Origin of the sequence: Pseudomonas mohnii (genome assembly GCF_900105115.1) — a bacterium.
Classification (GTDB): domain Bacteria; phylum Pseudomonadota; class Gammaproteobacteria; order Pseudomonadales; family Pseudomonadaceae; genus Aquipseudomonas; species Aquipseudomonas mohnii.
On sequence record NZ_FNRV01000001.1, the window covers coordinates 5,156,697 to 5,168,332 of the forward strand.

General features: G+C 58.5%; 18 protein-coding genes. 2 read left to right on the plus strand and 16 right to left on the minus strand.

Annotated elements, in window-relative coordinates:
- Window positions 1–3: 3 nt before the first annotated feature.
- The 9 genes from BLV61_RS24005 to BLV61_RS24040 all read right to left on the minus strand — a co-directional run bounded on the left by BLV61_RS24005 (window position 4) and on the right by BLV61_RS24040 (window position 6,590).
- Window positions 4–1,776 carry an N-acetylglutaminylglutamine amidotransferase gene (locus BLV61_RS24005; protein WP_090467821.1) on the minus strand — a complete coding sequence of 591 codons (1,773 nt, stop codon included), beginning with the start codon at window positions 1,774–1,776 and terminating at the stop codon, window positions 4–6.
- A 38-nt stretch (window positions 1,777–1,814) separates the two neighbouring features.
- Window positions 1,815–2,942: a tyrosine-type recombinase/integrase gene (locus BLV61_RS24010; protein ID WP_244159989.1), complete on the minus strand. Its 1,128-nt coding sequence runs from the start codon at window positions 2,940–2,942 to the stop codon at window positions 1,815–1,817.
- Window positions 2,837–3,181, minus strand: a complete 345-nt coding sequence (locus tag BLV61_RS31675; RefSeq protein ID WP_244159918.1) for a helix-turn-helix domain-containing protein — start codon at window positions 3,179–3,181, stop codon at window positions 2,837–2,839. Before BLV61_RS31675 ends, BLV61_RS24010 begins: the two co-directional genes overlap by 106 nt.
- 37 nt (window positions 3,182–3,218) lie before the next feature.
- Entirely contained in the window at window positions 3,219–3,557 is a 339-nt protein-coding gene (locus BLV61_RS31085; RefSeq protein WP_139213647.1) for a hypothetical protein, read from the minus strand.
- Window positions 3,558–3,716: 159 nt separating this feature from the next.
- Entirely contained in the window at window positions 3,717–4,193 is a 477-nt protein-coding gene (locus tag BLV61_RS24020; RefSeq protein ID WP_090467826.1) for a class I SAM-dependent methyltransferase, read from the minus strand.
- 49 nt (window positions 4,194–4,242) lie between these two features.
- Window positions 4,243–4,467: a hypothetical protein gene (locus BLV61_RS24025; RefSeq protein ID WP_090467828.1), complete on the minus strand. Its 225-nt coding sequence runs from the start codon at window positions 4,465–4,467 to the stop codon at window positions 4,243–4,245.
- Window positions 4,464–5,102, minus strand: coding sequence for a hypothetical protein (locus BLV61_RS24030; RefSeq protein WP_090467830.1), 639 nt, complete (start codon window positions 5,100–5,102; stop codon window positions 4,464–4,466). Before BLV61_RS24030 ends, BLV61_RS24025 begins: the two co-directional genes overlap by 4 nt.
- Window positions 5,103–5,148: 46 nt before the next feature.
- Complete coding sequence (locus BLV61_RS24035) at window positions 5,149–5,772, minus strand: coiled-coil domain-containing protein (RefSeq protein WP_090467832.1); 624 nt, start codon at window positions 5,770–5,772, stop codon at window positions 5,149–5,151.
- Complete coding sequence (locus tag BLV61_RS24040; RefSeq protein ID WP_090467834.1) at window positions 5,769–6,590, minus strand: hypothetical protein; 822 nt, start codon at window positions 6,588–6,590, stop codon at window positions 5,769–5,771. The genes BLV61_RS24035 and BLV61_RS24040 overlap by 4 nt, the downstream gene beginning before the upstream one ends.
- A gap of 99 nt (window positions 6,591–6,689) precedes the next feature.
- Here BLV61_RS24040 and BLV61_RS24045 point away from each other — a divergent pair, with 99 nt between their 5' ends.
- Entirely contained in the window at window positions 6,690–6,932 is a 243-nt protein-coding gene (locus BLV61_RS24045; protein WP_090467836.1) for a hypothetical protein, read from the plus strand.
- A gap of 21 nt (window positions 6,933–6,953) precedes the next feature.
- On the opposite strand, the gene BLV61_RS24050 is transcribed toward BLV61_RS24045, so the two are convergent.
- The 3 genes from BLV61_RS24050 to BLV61_RS24060 all read right to left on the minus strand — a co-directional run bounded on the left by BLV61_RS24050 (window position 6,954) and on the right by BLV61_RS24060 (window position 8,163).
- The gene (locus BLV61_RS24050) at window positions 6,954–7,145 is read right to left on the minus strand and encodes a hypothetical protein (protein WP_090467838.1); all 192 of its coding nucleotides are present in this window, start codon (window positions 7,143–7,145) and stop codon (window positions 6,954–6,956) included.
- Window positions 7,142–7,348: a hypothetical protein gene (locus BLV61_RS24055; protein WP_090463572.1), complete on the minus strand. Its 207-nt coding sequence runs from the start codon at window positions 7,346–7,348 to the stop codon at window positions 7,142–7,144. Before BLV61_RS24055 ends, BLV61_RS24050 begins: the two co-directional genes overlap by 4 nt.
- Window positions 7,349–7,410: 62 nt before the next feature.
- Entirely contained in the window at window positions 7,411–8,163 is a 753-nt protein-coding gene (locus BLV61_RS24060) for a phosphoadenosine phosphosulfate reductase domain-containing protein (RefSeq protein WP_090467840.1), read from the minus strand.
- A gap of 502 nt (window positions 8,164–8,665) precedes the next feature.
- Between BLV61_RS24060 and BLV61_RS24070 the strand changes: the two genes are divergently transcribed.
- Window positions 8,666–8,887, plus strand: coding sequence for a hypothetical protein (locus BLV61_RS24070; protein WP_090467845.1), 222 nt, complete (start codon window positions 8,666–8,668; stop codon window positions 8,885–8,887).
- Between the two features lie 11 nt (window positions 8,888–8,898).
- Here BLV61_RS24070 and BLV61_RS24075 read toward each other — a convergent pair whose 3' ends face one another.
- The 4 genes from BLV61_RS24075 to BLV61_RS24090 all read right to left on the minus strand — a co-directional run bounded on the left by BLV61_RS24075 (window position 8,899) and on the right by BLV61_RS24090 (window position 11,629).
- Window positions 8,899–9,417, minus strand: a complete 519-nt coding sequence (locus BLV61_RS24075) for a hypothetical protein (RefSeq protein WP_090467847.1) — start codon at window positions 9,415–9,417, stop codon at window positions 8,899–8,901.
- Between the two features lie 69 nt (window positions 9,418–9,486).
- Entirely contained in the window at window positions 9,487–10,080 is a 594-nt protein-coding gene (locus tag BLV61_RS24080) for a hypothetical protein (protein ID WP_090467850.1), read from the minus strand.
- On the minus strand, window positions 10,077–10,721 hold the full coding sequence (locus BLV61_RS24085; protein ID WP_090467852.1) for a lambda exonuclease family protein: 645 nt from the start codon (window positions 10,719–10,721) through the stop codon (window positions 10,077–10,079). The genes BLV61_RS24080 and BLV61_RS24085 overlap by 4 nt, the downstream gene beginning before the upstream one ends.
- The gene (locus BLV61_RS24090; RefSeq protein ID WP_090467854.1) at window positions 10,718–11,629 is read right to left on the minus strand and encodes a hypothetical protein; all 912 of its coding nucleotides are present in this window, start codon (window positions 11,627–11,629) and stop codon (window positions 10,718–10,720) included. Before BLV61_RS24090 ends, BLV61_RS24085 begins: the two co-directional genes overlap by 4 nt.
- Window positions 11,630–11,636: the final 7 nt, after the last annotated feature.

Below are 11,636 nucleotides of genomic sequence, written 5' to 3' on the forward strand. Positions count from 1 at the left end.
CGATCAGATTCCTTGTTCGCTGAGCCACAGGTTCAGGGCCGCCAGTTGCCACAGCTTGGAACCGCGCAGCGGGGTCAACTGCCCCTGCGGATCGGTCAGCAGGCGGTCGAGCATGGCGGGCTTGAACAGACCGCGATCCTGACTGGGATCGAGCAGCAGTTCGCGGACCCAGTTCAGCGTGTCGCCTTGCAAATGCTTGAGACCCGGTACCGGGAAGTAACCTTTCTTGCGGTCGATCACCTCGCTCGGAATCACCCGGCGCGCGGCTTCCTTCAATACTTGCTTGCCGCCATCCGGCAATTTGTATTGACCCGGCACCCGGGCCGACAACTCCACTAGGCGATAGTCGAGAAACGGTGTGCGCGCTTCCAGGCCCCAGGCCATGGTCATGTTGTCGACGCGTTTGACCGGGTCATCCACCAGCATCACCGTGCTGTCCAGGCGCAGGGCTTTGTCCACCGCTGCGTCCGCACCGGGCTGTGCGAAATGTTCCTTCACGAAGTCGCCTGCAGCGTCGTTGGCCGTCAGCCATTTGGGCTGAACAGTGGCGGCGTATTCGTCGTAGCTGCGATCGAAAAACGCCTCGCGATAGGCGGCATACGGGTCGCGTGCGCCGTCCACCTGCGGGTACCAGTGATAGCCGGCGAACAGTTCGTCGGCGCCCTGGCCGCTTTGCACCACTTTGCAGTGCTTGGCCACTTCCCGTGACAGCAGATAGAAGGCGATGCAGTCATGACTGACCATCGGTTCGCTCATGGCGCGGAACGCGGCGGGCAACTGCTCGATGATTTCTTTTTCGTCGATACGCAGTTGATGGTGGCGAGTGCCGTAGTGTTTGGCGATCAGATCTGAATACTGGAACTCGTCGCCACGCTCACCGCCGGCGTCCTGGAAACCGATGGAGAACGTGGACAGGTTTTCCACGCCGACTTCACGCAACAGACCGACCAGCAGGCTCGAATCGACACCGCCGGACAGCAACACGCCAACGTCTACCGCCGCACGCTGACGGATCGCCACGGCGTCACGCGTGCTGTCGAGCACCCGGTCGGTCCAGTCTTCGAGCGTCAGATTCATCTCATCGGCGTGTGGGCCGTAGGGCAGGGTCCACCAGGTTTTCTGCTCGGTGCTGCCATTGGCTTCGACACGCATCCAGGTGGCCGGCGGCAGTTTTTCGATGCCCGCTAGCAAGGTTCGCGGGGCCGGTACCACGGCGTGGAAGTTCAGATAGTGATTGAGCGCGACCGGATCGAGGATCGGGTTGATGTCGCCGCCCTTGAGCAACGCCGGCAGGGACGAGGCAAAGCGCAGGCGCTGGCCGGTGCGCGACAGGTACAGCGGTTTCACCCCGAGCCGGTCACGGGCGATGAACAGGCGTCGGGTGTCGCGCTCCCAAATGGCGAAGGCAAACATGCCGTTGAGTTTGGGCAGCAATGCCTCGCCCCAGGCGTGAAAGCCCTTGAGCAGCACTTCGGTGTCGCCACCGGAATAGAAGGCGTAGCCGAGGCTTTCCAGTTCGATACGCAGTTCGGGGAAGTTGTAGATCGCGCCGTTGAAGGCCAGGGACAGGCCCAGTTGATGATCGATCATCGGCTGCGCCGAACCGTTCGACAGGTCCATGATTTTCAGGCGGCGATGGCCCAGGGCTATCGGCCCTTGACTGTGAAAACCCCAGGCGTCGGGGCCGCGAGGCGCCAGGTGATGGGTGATTCGTTCAACCGCTGCGAGGTCTGCAGGTTGATTGTCAAAACGTAACTCGCCAGCTAATCCGCACATATTCCAAAAGGCCTTTTAATTGCTGGGCCTAAGCGTATTTACCTCGAATCAAGTACCAATTTTGTACCGTTTTTCGGCAAATCCAGCTTTTCAAGCTCCGCGAAATCACTCGAAGAACTGATCCACTTGGCATAGGTTGAAAGCAATACCTGAACGCTGTGTCCAAGCTGCGCGGCGATGAATGCCGGATTCATCCCGGACATCAGGCACATCGTTGCGTAGGTGTGCCTGGTGTCGTACATCCGGCGATAACGGATTCCCGCCTTGCGTAGCGCTGCCAACCAATAGCGCTTAGCCCCTGTCTCGGAACGGATGTACAGCTCTGATCTTTCACCCGAACCTTCCGGCGCGAAAACGTAATCAGAGCGCGCCGCCGTAAGAGGTCTGGCTTTTTCGAGCGCCTGCAACGCGCGATCGTTCAATAAAACTTCCCGCGACACCTTCGTCTTCGTTCTTTCCTTGATCTTGCCGTACAGCCTGATACGACAAACCTTGGCGCGCCTCGATCGCGTATCAACCTCGCTCCAGCGCAGGGCCATCGCCTCTCCTGGACGCATTCCTGTATAGAAAGAAAACTCAAAAAAACATGCATAAATTGATTGCAAACCGCTCGTCACTTCGTAGAGCTTGGCGATCAACTCGTCCGCCTCCTCTCGACTGAACGGGTCGATCTCGCGCTTAACAACTCTCGTCGGTGGAATGGAGTTGGCCGGGTTTCTCAGGATCAGTTCATCGTTCACAGCCTGGGTTAGCAGACTGGTAACGAGCCGGATGGCACCCTTTCTACGGATCGGCGATGTCCACGTGATCCCGTTGACGATTTTGCGCATCAGCACCGGCGTGATTTTGTCGAGGGGGTACTCGGCCAGGTGTGGCACCCAGTAATTTTGCATGGTGCTTCGGTAGTTCTTCCGCGTGCTGTCCTCGATCTGGAGGCTGTTCAACCAGTCCTGGGCATAGTCGAAAAAGATCGGCATCTGCCCAGTCGAGTCGCTTCGGCTGTTTGGGAATAGCTCCCGGTACTTTTCAGGGGTGAGGACTCCCAGCTTGGCCAGTTGCGTTATTTGAGAACGTAAAGCCTCGGCTGCTGCGATTCCTTTTGGGGTTTGCGGGAGAGGGAGCGTTTCGCAGTGCCGTTTCTTGTTCCAGGAGAACCTGATCCTGATCGACTTCCCGACAAACTCAACTCCGGTGGGCAGCTCCATTGGCTCTCTAGCCATTCGTCATACCTCCATTTGCTGTACATGATTCGTCCGTCGATTTTCGACCAGACGCCGGCCGGGATGATGTTACGTTCTCGCTTGCGCTGCAGGGCTTTCGGCGTGGTGCCCAGCAGTTCGGCCATCCGCTTTTCGGTGACCTTGTCATGGCCGGACTCATCGGCCAGTTTTTCGGCTGCTGCCATTGTGTTGCTCCATGCCGCGCGTGGCGGCAGAAGGTGGTTATTGGGTGGCGTTGGCGATGGTGGTCTCGAACCGCGAGGCGAGCGCAGCATTGACCTCGGCTTTTGCCGTGCTCTCGTCGGTGCCTTTGTCGCGATGCAAGGCTTCGTAGCGGCGTAGGGTGCTGGCTGCTTCCCGCAGATCAGCTAACAGATCCGGCGCAGCGGCAATCAGCTTGGCGTTGGCCATTCGCTGCTCCCTTGGGAAATACCCGGTCAGCGAGCAAATTGAAAAGTGGCCATGAGGCAGCGGCGCGCCATATACGAGGTCGCTGCTTTCGCACGGACCTTGGTAGTCGCCGATGCTCCACGGTGCTGGCGTGTGCTTATTTTCGGACATAGAGACTCCTCGCCCGCCGTTCACCGGCAGACTTGTAGATGGATTGTGAAATCGGATGAAGGGTGAGAGGGAGGCTGAACAGGCGAGCTAAGGTCTATTGGTTCGCCTCGCCAGTTGCGTACACGCTTTCTCCCCTGAAGTGGCTGGCGGGACGAACCCTTACCGGCGTTTCATAAACGTGATCCAGTGCGTCTTTTCACGCTTGCCGGACTTGTGGCCAAACAGGGGCTTTTCGTCGGTGAGAGCTAACAGCTCGCTGACCAGTACCTGAGTTTCATTCCATTTGAAGATCAGGATCCCCTCGGGCTCCAGAACCCTGAAACACTCGTTGAACCCCTTGCGGATGTCTTCACGCCAGTCGGAAGTGAGCATTCCGTACTTGGCGCGCATCCAGCTGTCGACGCCGGCGCGGGTCAGGTGTGGCGGGTCGAACACCACCATCCGGAAGACGCCGTCATCGAAGGGCAACTGGCGGAAGTCCATCAGCACGTCCGGCTCAACCTTCAATACCCGGCCATCACAAAGCAGGTGCTGCTCGTCACGGATGTCGCCGAACAGTGCGCGCTGATCCTTCTTGTCGAACCACATCATTCGGCTGGCGCTGCAAGGGTCGAGGACTTTCGCTGCAGCGCTCATCACTTAGGCCCCTTGTAGCAGTACACGCAGACGAACCAGGCGAGGGCGATCATGGGGTCACCTCCGCTACTTGCTGTGTCAGCTTCCATTTGGTGTTGTTGCTCTGACTATGGTCAGACTCGACCAGACCGTCGCGCTTCATGCTTTCCAGTTCTTGGCGGATCTGCCTGGTGGTGAAAGGCTCGATGTGGAACCGAAACCACCAGGTGCAGAACCATCCGCGTGAGCCCGGCACGCCGCTCATGTACTGGATGATCCTTTCGCGCAGGCTCATGGCGTCACCCGCTTGAACTCGACGACCCAGACCCAAGGGTTCGCGTCCCAGTCGCCACCGGTGGAAGTCCAAAGATCAGCGAAGTCCTTCCGAGCGTCTTCGATAGTCTGCTCAGGCGCATCTACCCACCATCGACTTCCCCACATTGCTTCGCCGCGGGTGCTCACGCCTTCAGCGGTTACCTGTTCTGGCGTGATGTCCTGCAACCGCTCGACGCGGACGGCAGTGATTTCCAGCAGGATTCGGCTGGCCGTGCGAGGCATGTGAATCGAAGGCTTCCATGATTCGACGTCGGTGAACTTCCCACCGCCGATGCACTTTGGGAACTCCCCATCAGCGCGATAGTAATAAACGCCCTCCGCGCCACCTGGGTTGGTGCGATTGAACGTCTCGCGCACATAAAGCCGGTCACCTGGCTGGCCAAAGGGGCAGAAGTCGTTGTAGTAACCGACGCTGTTAGGGTGCAGCGGGCCTTCGGTTGGCAGTTCGTGGCATTCGCCGAGCTGAACGCCGTAACCAATGTTCTTCAGCGCTCGTTCATTTAGTGCCCGCCGCGTGACTGACTTCCGGCCTTCCAGGATGGCGCGCACCATCGGGGCCGAGAACAAGATCGGCCGTTCCTTTATCTCAGACATGCGGATTCCTTGCCGCTATAGCGGCTGACTTTGAAGGGGGAGGGGGTTACTGCTTGGGGTGGGTGGCGTTCCAGCGTTCGAAGGCTTCTTGCGTGGTAGCTGCTTCGATCTTCTCGTCGCACTGGTAGCAGTGCGCAACGCTGCCGGCCGCTCCGACATCGCGGTGCCCTTGCTTGCACGGGTTCATGCGCCAGTCGTCATCCGAGTCCGGCTCTTCCTCATCGCACGCAACCACCAGCGACTTTCCGCACGAATGGCAGAAGTTCATGCCGTTCTCTTCCGGGCCGTCCTCGTGGAATGACCAAGTCTCACCACAGCCACTGTTCCAGATGCCGCTGTCAGCTTCACGGTGCCACTCGCATTCGCCGCCGGCGAAGTCATCAATCCGCTGATCCGCTGCGCTCAGGCGCAGCTGCAGGTCGTCCAGCTTGTTCACCGCCCGATCGTATTCACCTTTCGCCGCACCAAGTTCGTCGCGTAGTTCGCTGATCCGATCCTGCGCCTGGTCAACGATCTTCTGTGCTTCGTGCACGTCGATCCAGTTGCCCATGGCCTTGTCTTCGAACTTCTGCACTGACTTGCCGGATGGCGAAAGGAGGAAGGCGTAGTGTGGTAGCGCATTTACCTTGTCCCAGAACTCGAAACCTTCGCGCGTTTTGATGTTCCTCATCCTGCAATCTCCATCGATACCAGATCATGGGCATCCACAACTGGCTTGGGCTGACGAAAAACGGGAAGGGCGCCTGCCTGCTCGCGCACAGCCTTCATGCCCGCTTCGTCATAACCCCAGATGTTGCTGTCATCGAACCGTTCAGGCCCTAGATAGCCGGGGTTCAGCGGAGTGCCGGTGCAAATGTAATCACGGAGGGCTTCGACCAGACTGCGCAGCGTTCCGCCGTGGCTGAATCCGCGCCACCGACCACCCCGCACCGTTTCATGCGTGAAAATGCGCTTGCCGCTGTAATCGTCGATGAACCAGACCTTGCCGCGTGCGTCGACTTCCATGCTGGCGTAGCGATTCACGGTCTGGCTGTAGAAGAACCGGCGGCCGTGGTCGGCGATGATGCGGATGGCCTGATTGACCTGCTCACACCGCTTACGCTTGATCCACAGGCTGTTTTCTTTGTAGCGACAGCCGCGATATTCCGGCTTCGGCTCGTAATCGGTAGGGCGGATCACGCAGGCCAGTAATTGCGCCCAGGTGTCGGCATTGTTTGGCAGACAAATCCCAAACTCCTTAGTGTCGTACTCGACTTCGCAGGAGAGCCGTTCCACCAGATCCGCAGGCACTGCAACGTTCGAGCAGCCGCTGTTGTAGTAGCCCAGATGCTCCAGCACCCGGGCTTCTTCATAAGCTCCGGCGCTGGAAAGCTTCCAGCAGTAGCCACTGTCGTCTGCTCGCCAGAGCGTGATTGCCTTATGGCGGCGATGGGTGTGTTTCAGGCTAAGCACGATGAACGTGCTCGCCGGTTTGTTTTCTGGGGGCATGGGGCGTCCTATGCCGGGTCATGCCCGGGCGGTGGCGTGAATTGGATATGTGGGCTATTGATTGATAATCCGGCATAAGGCCGGATCAAGGAGCGATTTATGAGTGAAACCTGGCCTTCCTACATCCACTCCTATCGAGAAGAAAATTTGCTCATCTCTTTTTCGGTAAGGGGAAATTACCAGAGGATCTTCATTTCTCCTGACCAGCAGCCCGATAGGCCTACTGATAGCCAGCTGGTTGTGTACGATGTGATTTTTGGAAGCTGGCCGACGTATGAGGAGGCGCTTCACTCGGGAATAAAGGCGGCCGAGAAGTTCGTCGACGATCACTGGGCGACTTGAATTTCAATATGCGAGGGAGGGTTACCGCGACAACTCTTTAGCCTGCTTCTTCGACCAGGCCAGAACATCTGCAATGACGTTCTTCTTGAACATGCTGCGCTGGCGGTAATAGTCGACAGCGTGGCGGGATACCGAGAAGCAAATCCCCTCTTTGAATCCCTGCTTAACCAGCTCGTCGTGCACATTTTTCTCGATGAATTCATGAGGTGTCATAGCGGCACCCATTCGTTCTTGGCGTTGTAGTGACCGCGCCATTCGCCAAGCTTGAATACCAGAGTGCCGGGAGTGCACAGCCAGGCTCTTGTGATCGGTCCGCCAGTTAGGCTGTAGCTGGATTTGAGAGCCCGCAGGACGCGCCGACGGATGCGTGGGCGCGACAGGTCAATCCGCTTGATGCGAAGGGGGGGGGTAGACATTGATTGCCTCCAGGTGCGCGCCTGCCTCGCCGGCTGGCGTGATTCGTAGTTGTTGGGATGGGTTAGGCCGACAGCTCGGCCAGAGGAATTCGGCTCATGTGCATGGTGTAGCCGGTGCGCTTTTCAAGGGCGTCGTACTGCTTCAGCAGGCCTGGGTTATGCGCGGCTCCCGTGGCCAGGTCCTTCTTGCTGGCCATGATGCAAAACACGCAGCTCAAACGATCGTTGCCCAGAGCATAGGCGTAGTGCGGCTTCTGGCCTGCCTGCTCAATGGTGTCGAATATCTCGACTGTGGACAGGTCGTGAACGGGCAGCCACTCGTACCAGGTGTTCACGCTGTTGCTGATCCTCATATGGCTGAACTCCTTTCGCTTGGCTCGTCCTGGCGATTCCTGAGCGCGCAATCCCAGGCAGTTGACGATCACCTTGTATCCGTTGGCCTTGGCGAACCGACGCACCTCGCGCTGGATTGGTCCACGCTTGAGGTCGCTGGTGCATTGACGCGTCGATGCCGATGGCCAGCTCGGTACCTCGGGGCGACCCTCAAAACGGCGCTCTACCATTTCCAGAAGCGTTTTGGTCGCGGTGGCCACAATGAAAGGCAGACCGGCAGCAGCAGCCTGATCGCGTGCCAGCTCCATTGCACCAGGCCATTCCATCGCCCCGAGCGAGGCGTGGATCACAAGTATCTGAGCGGCTGGCACCACCTCAAGCAACTTGATGAGCTGGGCCTGGGAATCCTTGCCGCCTGAATGATTGGCGACGAAAAGCGCGCCAGAGGCCGCCAGGGCCTCAACGTGTTCGTTGAGTTTCATGTTGACCTCGCCGGCTGGCGTGATTCGTTGAAGTGGGGTATTTTTTGAATTGCCGGAGCGGGGCACTTCCCTGCTTAATCCGGTGAGAGGCACCTGCTTAGCGGGTGCCTTTTTTGTTTGGTTCGACTCAGTAGGCGATGTCGAACTGCGCAGCCTGGCACTCACCCTGACTATGGGGTAGGCACGCCAGCTCCTGCCGCGCCGCTTCAATCTCTCCAACGTGGCGTCCGCGTTCGCTATCGATGCCCACTTCCGATCCGTCTGGGCGGCGAATCGTCCGAGCTCCGCGCGGCCCACGCTCAACGGCGTAACCAAGACGCCGCCATAGCCCGTTGGGGCTTTCGAATTGTGGGGTCAAGGTTATCTCCGGGTAGGCGCCGCCCTCCGTGACCGGATGCGACATTTTGTTGAGTTTTCTCAAAGTTAGAGGTTGTAGACATTGGTTTAATATTTTTGGAGTATTTCTTTCCGCCCGGTATTCAGGCAAATGGAGTAAATCCGGATGATTACAGATCGCGAAGTTGCGCTAGAGCAGGCGTTGGTAGCCATCATTGGCGCGGCCATTGCCAGCGGACTCGATGTTAAAACTCTGCTGGATGACGCGGCGGCGGGCTTGTTGGGTAATGCGCCATATCGCTGGGTAGGGCACCCGCATGTATCAAATGCCATTCAAGTGATGAGTGATGCTCATACACAGGCATTGAGCACCGCTCCAGCTTCATAGTCGAGGCAGGATTATTCGTCACGACAGATGCGCAGGGCTTCACGCCTGTAGGCGAGCTCAAGCTTTCGCGCCATGGGCTCGGGCACTTCGTATTTTTGTCGCGGTGGCGGCTTTAGGAAGCAAATGGCCTGCTCACGTCCGACCTCGTGAAGGGCGGGAATTATCAGCCTCATCGCTGCGCTTTGATCGTGTGCACCAGTCCATTTCACCAAGTCATCCAGTGCTGCCAAGGTGCCCGGCCTGGCGCCGAACCTGATCGGTGCACTGTCTGCAATGCGCGCCACGTTTTGGCTATTTTCGATTTTGTGGCGCGAGCCAATAAACCGCACAACGCCTTCCGGGCCCAGGTCTTGGACATGATGAATCATCAATGTCAGCGCCTCGCCTTGCTCAGTAATCCCGGCCCACTCCATCAGCTCGGCCAGCGCATGGCGTGTACTGGGTGGAACGCGCAACCTCAACTCCTCTTCGCTGAGCGCAGCACGCTTTAACGCAGCTTTGGCCGATCGCTGCTGATCTGTCATCGCCATGACCTACCTCTTCTATCCCACTGGCCGGCAATGCCAGCCAAGTTTGTCGTTTGCGTTGTTGGACTCGAGCTATGCGGCGCATGAGGTTCTGCCCTGACGTGCTTTCGGGTAGTCGATGCCGTGGGCGGCAATGATTCGCTCGAAGGCTTTATTGCCGATGGCCAGCTTTCCGCAGCACTGGCGCCGGGAGATTCCAAGCTCCAGGAAGGCCCTGATCCGCTCGGCATACTTCGCATCTCTGGCATCTGCTTGCTCCTTGCGCAGCGCGTCATTCGCACCGCCCCGGGTTGGGCGCTGGAATGTGATGTCATGCTCTTTGGCGATGTTGTAGATAGCCTTCCTGCTGATGCCGACGGCTGCCGCAACTTCCACTTGGGTATGCTTGCTGCTCAACCCACGGACTTGATCGACCAGCCTTTCGCGCGCCTGCTGGCGGGCATCGAATGCAGTTGGTGGTGGGGGAGGCGCTTCAACCCGGCGCCGAACAAATGGCTTGGGCGCCGGCGGCATTTGATTGCTGTAGCTGATCGGCTTGGGCTTGTAGTTGTAGGGCTCGGCTTCTTCGATCTTGCCGCCAGCGGCCAGGTACCGCTCGACCTGGGCCGCCAGTTCATTTGCCTTGGGTCGAAGCTGCTCGACCAGACTGAGGTGGTTGCTGATCATGCGGCTTTACTCCGCAGTATCTCCTCATAGCCGTCAACCAGGAGCTTGAACTGCCAAAGGTCTTCTTCGAGCTTTTCGATGTAGTCGTCATCGCGCTGGAACTCTTTCCACCAGAGCTGGCGACCAACCACCTTCAGGTCCGGGCAGTACATCCCGATGTGCCACCATTTGCGCCCGGTGATCCACATACAGCCTTGGACTTGGTCCATGATTTCGCTGGCATCATTGTCGATGTGGAACGAGCGGAGCTTTTCCGGTGCGAGGAAGCACTTGTATTCTGCGCCGCCATCTTCGCCGATGAAGCCGTCGGCACTGGCTCCGAACACACCATCATCGGTCTTGACCAGCCCCACCTGAGTAACCATCAGGCCAGTCTGGATTTCGTGCTCCATCCTCGCCTCAGGTTCCAGTTCGTGCCCCCGGCGCATTTGCCAGGTTTCAAAGCCGTTATCCAGCGGCTTGCCACCGATCCGCTCAACGGCAAGGCGGAATGCGTAATCCAAAGCCTTGGCAGTAGGCTCGCCCTTGTTTGGGCCTGACTTCAGGCGAGCTCGGGCGTCGCCGAACATGCTGGCGGTGATAACGCCGGCCCGCTCCTGGTGCCAAGCCTCTGAGCCCTGGGCGCAATTTACGATAATCATGCTGACACCTCCTCAAATTCGACTTCTTCGTCTGCGCCTGCATCGCCGACTGTTTCGGCGTCAGCCACTGGCTCAGGTTTCGTTTCGGCGGGCTTCAGTGCTACACCGCGAGCTCCAACAGCCACCTTGAATGCCTCGTAAGAGGTCATGTCTTTGACTTCGTTGATGGCCGATACGCCTGCCTTCCAAACCTCTGTCAGGGCTTCCGGTGTGGCTGCTGCATTGGCCTGGGCAATCCAATGCTCAGCCAGCGCTGGGTCGTGCGGTGCCGGGGTGGGCTTTTGGTTTCCCGACTGCGTCGACTCCTGTGGCCGCAGCTCTTCCGGCAGGTCTTCGATGTCTTGCGTGAAGATGTCCGAGGCTGCGGTGACGTTGAGCGTCATGGCGATCATGGCGCGCTTGCATGCCATCTTGAGGATGGTGTTCGCCAGGTCTGCCGGCTCGGTGCGGATCTGGTCGGCGGTGTTGCCGTTCTTGTAGTACTTTTTCCGGCGCAGGTTTTCCGGGGTGGCGTCGAGCTCTGCCTTGCAGATCACGCTTCGCCATTTGTATTTCTCTTCGCTGGATGAGCACTCGCCAACGCCTTCGCCGAGGGCTACGCCGGAAATCTGATGGCGACCCACGCAGGTGACCCGGTAGCGAGCCACTCCTTGCACAGACAGGTCTTCGATCTTGTATTCCTGGGCAACCCTGAAGGTCACGCAAAGCACTTCGGCGCCGGGCTTGTACAGGGTTGGCTTTTGAGTGCCTGGGATGGTGCCGTAGTGGGTTTCACGCTTCATGATGCCTTGCATCACTTCTTGCACCAGGTTCACTCGCTGGCGAATCTCGACCGCCGAGAAGCGGTGTGTTTCCGCCGCGGTGAGTCCTGAGGCCTCCCGTGCTGGCATCTGTATGATCTCGTTCATGGCGGCC

Coding starts and splice junctions, on each gene's coding strand:
- BLV61_RS24025 (WP_090467828.1), bottom strand. CDS start 4,467: ATGAGCCTGCGCGAAAGGATCATCCAGTACATGAGCGGCGTGCCGGGC.
- BLV61_RS24075 (WP_090467847.1), bottom strand. CDS start 9,417: ATGGCGATGACAGATCAGCAGCGATCGGCCAAAGCTGCGTTAAAGCGT.
- BLV61_RS31085 (WP_139213647.1), bottom strand. CDS start 3,557: ATGTCCGAAAATAAGCACACGCCAGCACCGTGGAGCATCGGCGACTAC.
- BLV61_RS24020 (WP_090467826.1), bottom strand. CDS start 4,193: ATGAGCGCTGCAGCGAAAGTCCTCGACCCTTGCAGCGCCAGCCGAATG.
- BLV61_RS24030 (WP_090467830.1), bottom strand. CDS start 5,102: ATGTCTGAGATAAAGGAACGGCCGATCTTGTTCTCGGCCCCGATGGTG.
- BLV61_RS24070 (WP_090467845.1), top strand. CDS start 8,666: ATGATTACAGATCGCGAAGTTGCGCTAGAGCAGGCGTTGGTAGCCATC.
- BLV61_RS24090 (WP_090467854.1), bottom strand. CDS start 11,629: ATGAACGAGATCATACAGATGCCAGCACGGGAGGCCTCAGGACTCACC.
- BLV61_RS24060 (WP_090467840.1), bottom strand. CDS start 8,163: ATGAAACTCAACGAACACGTTGAGGCCCTGGCGGCCTCTGGCGCGCTT.
- BLV61_RS24035 (WP_090467832.1), bottom strand. CDS start 5,772: ATGAGGAACATCAAAACGCGCGAAGGTTTCGAGTTCTGGGACAAGGTA.
- BLV61_RS24055 (WP_090463572.1), bottom strand. CDS start 7,348: ATGTCTACCCCCCCCCTTCGCATCAAGCGGATTGACCTGTCGCGCCCA.
- BLV61_RS24045 (WP_090467836.1), top strand. CDS start 6,690: ATGAGTGAAACCTGGCCTTCCTACATCCACTCCTATCGAGAAGAAAAT.
- BLV61_RS24080 (WP_090467850.1), bottom strand. CDS start 10,080: ATGATCAGCAACCACCTCAGTCTGGTCGAGCAGCTTCGACCCAAGGCA.
- BLV61_RS24005 (WP_090467821.1), bottom strand. CDS start 1,776: ATGTGCGGATTAGCTGGCGAGTTACGTTTTGACAATCAACCTGCAGAC.
- BLV61_RS24085 (WP_090467852.1), bottom strand. CDS start 10,721: ATGATTATCGTAAATTGCGCCCAGGGCTCAGAGGCTTGGCACCAGGAG.
- BLV61_RS24050 (WP_090467838.1), bottom strand. CDS start 7,145: ATGACACCTCATGAATTCATCGAGAAAAATGTGCACGACGAGCTGGTT.
- BLV61_RS31675 (WP_244159918.1), bottom strand. CDS start 3,181: ATGGCAGCAGCCGAAAAACTGGCCGATGAGTCCGGCCATGACAAGGTC.
- BLV61_RS24040 (WP_090467834.1), bottom strand. CDS start 6,590: ATGCCCCCAGAAAACAAACCGGCGAGCACGTTCATCGTGCTTAGCCTG.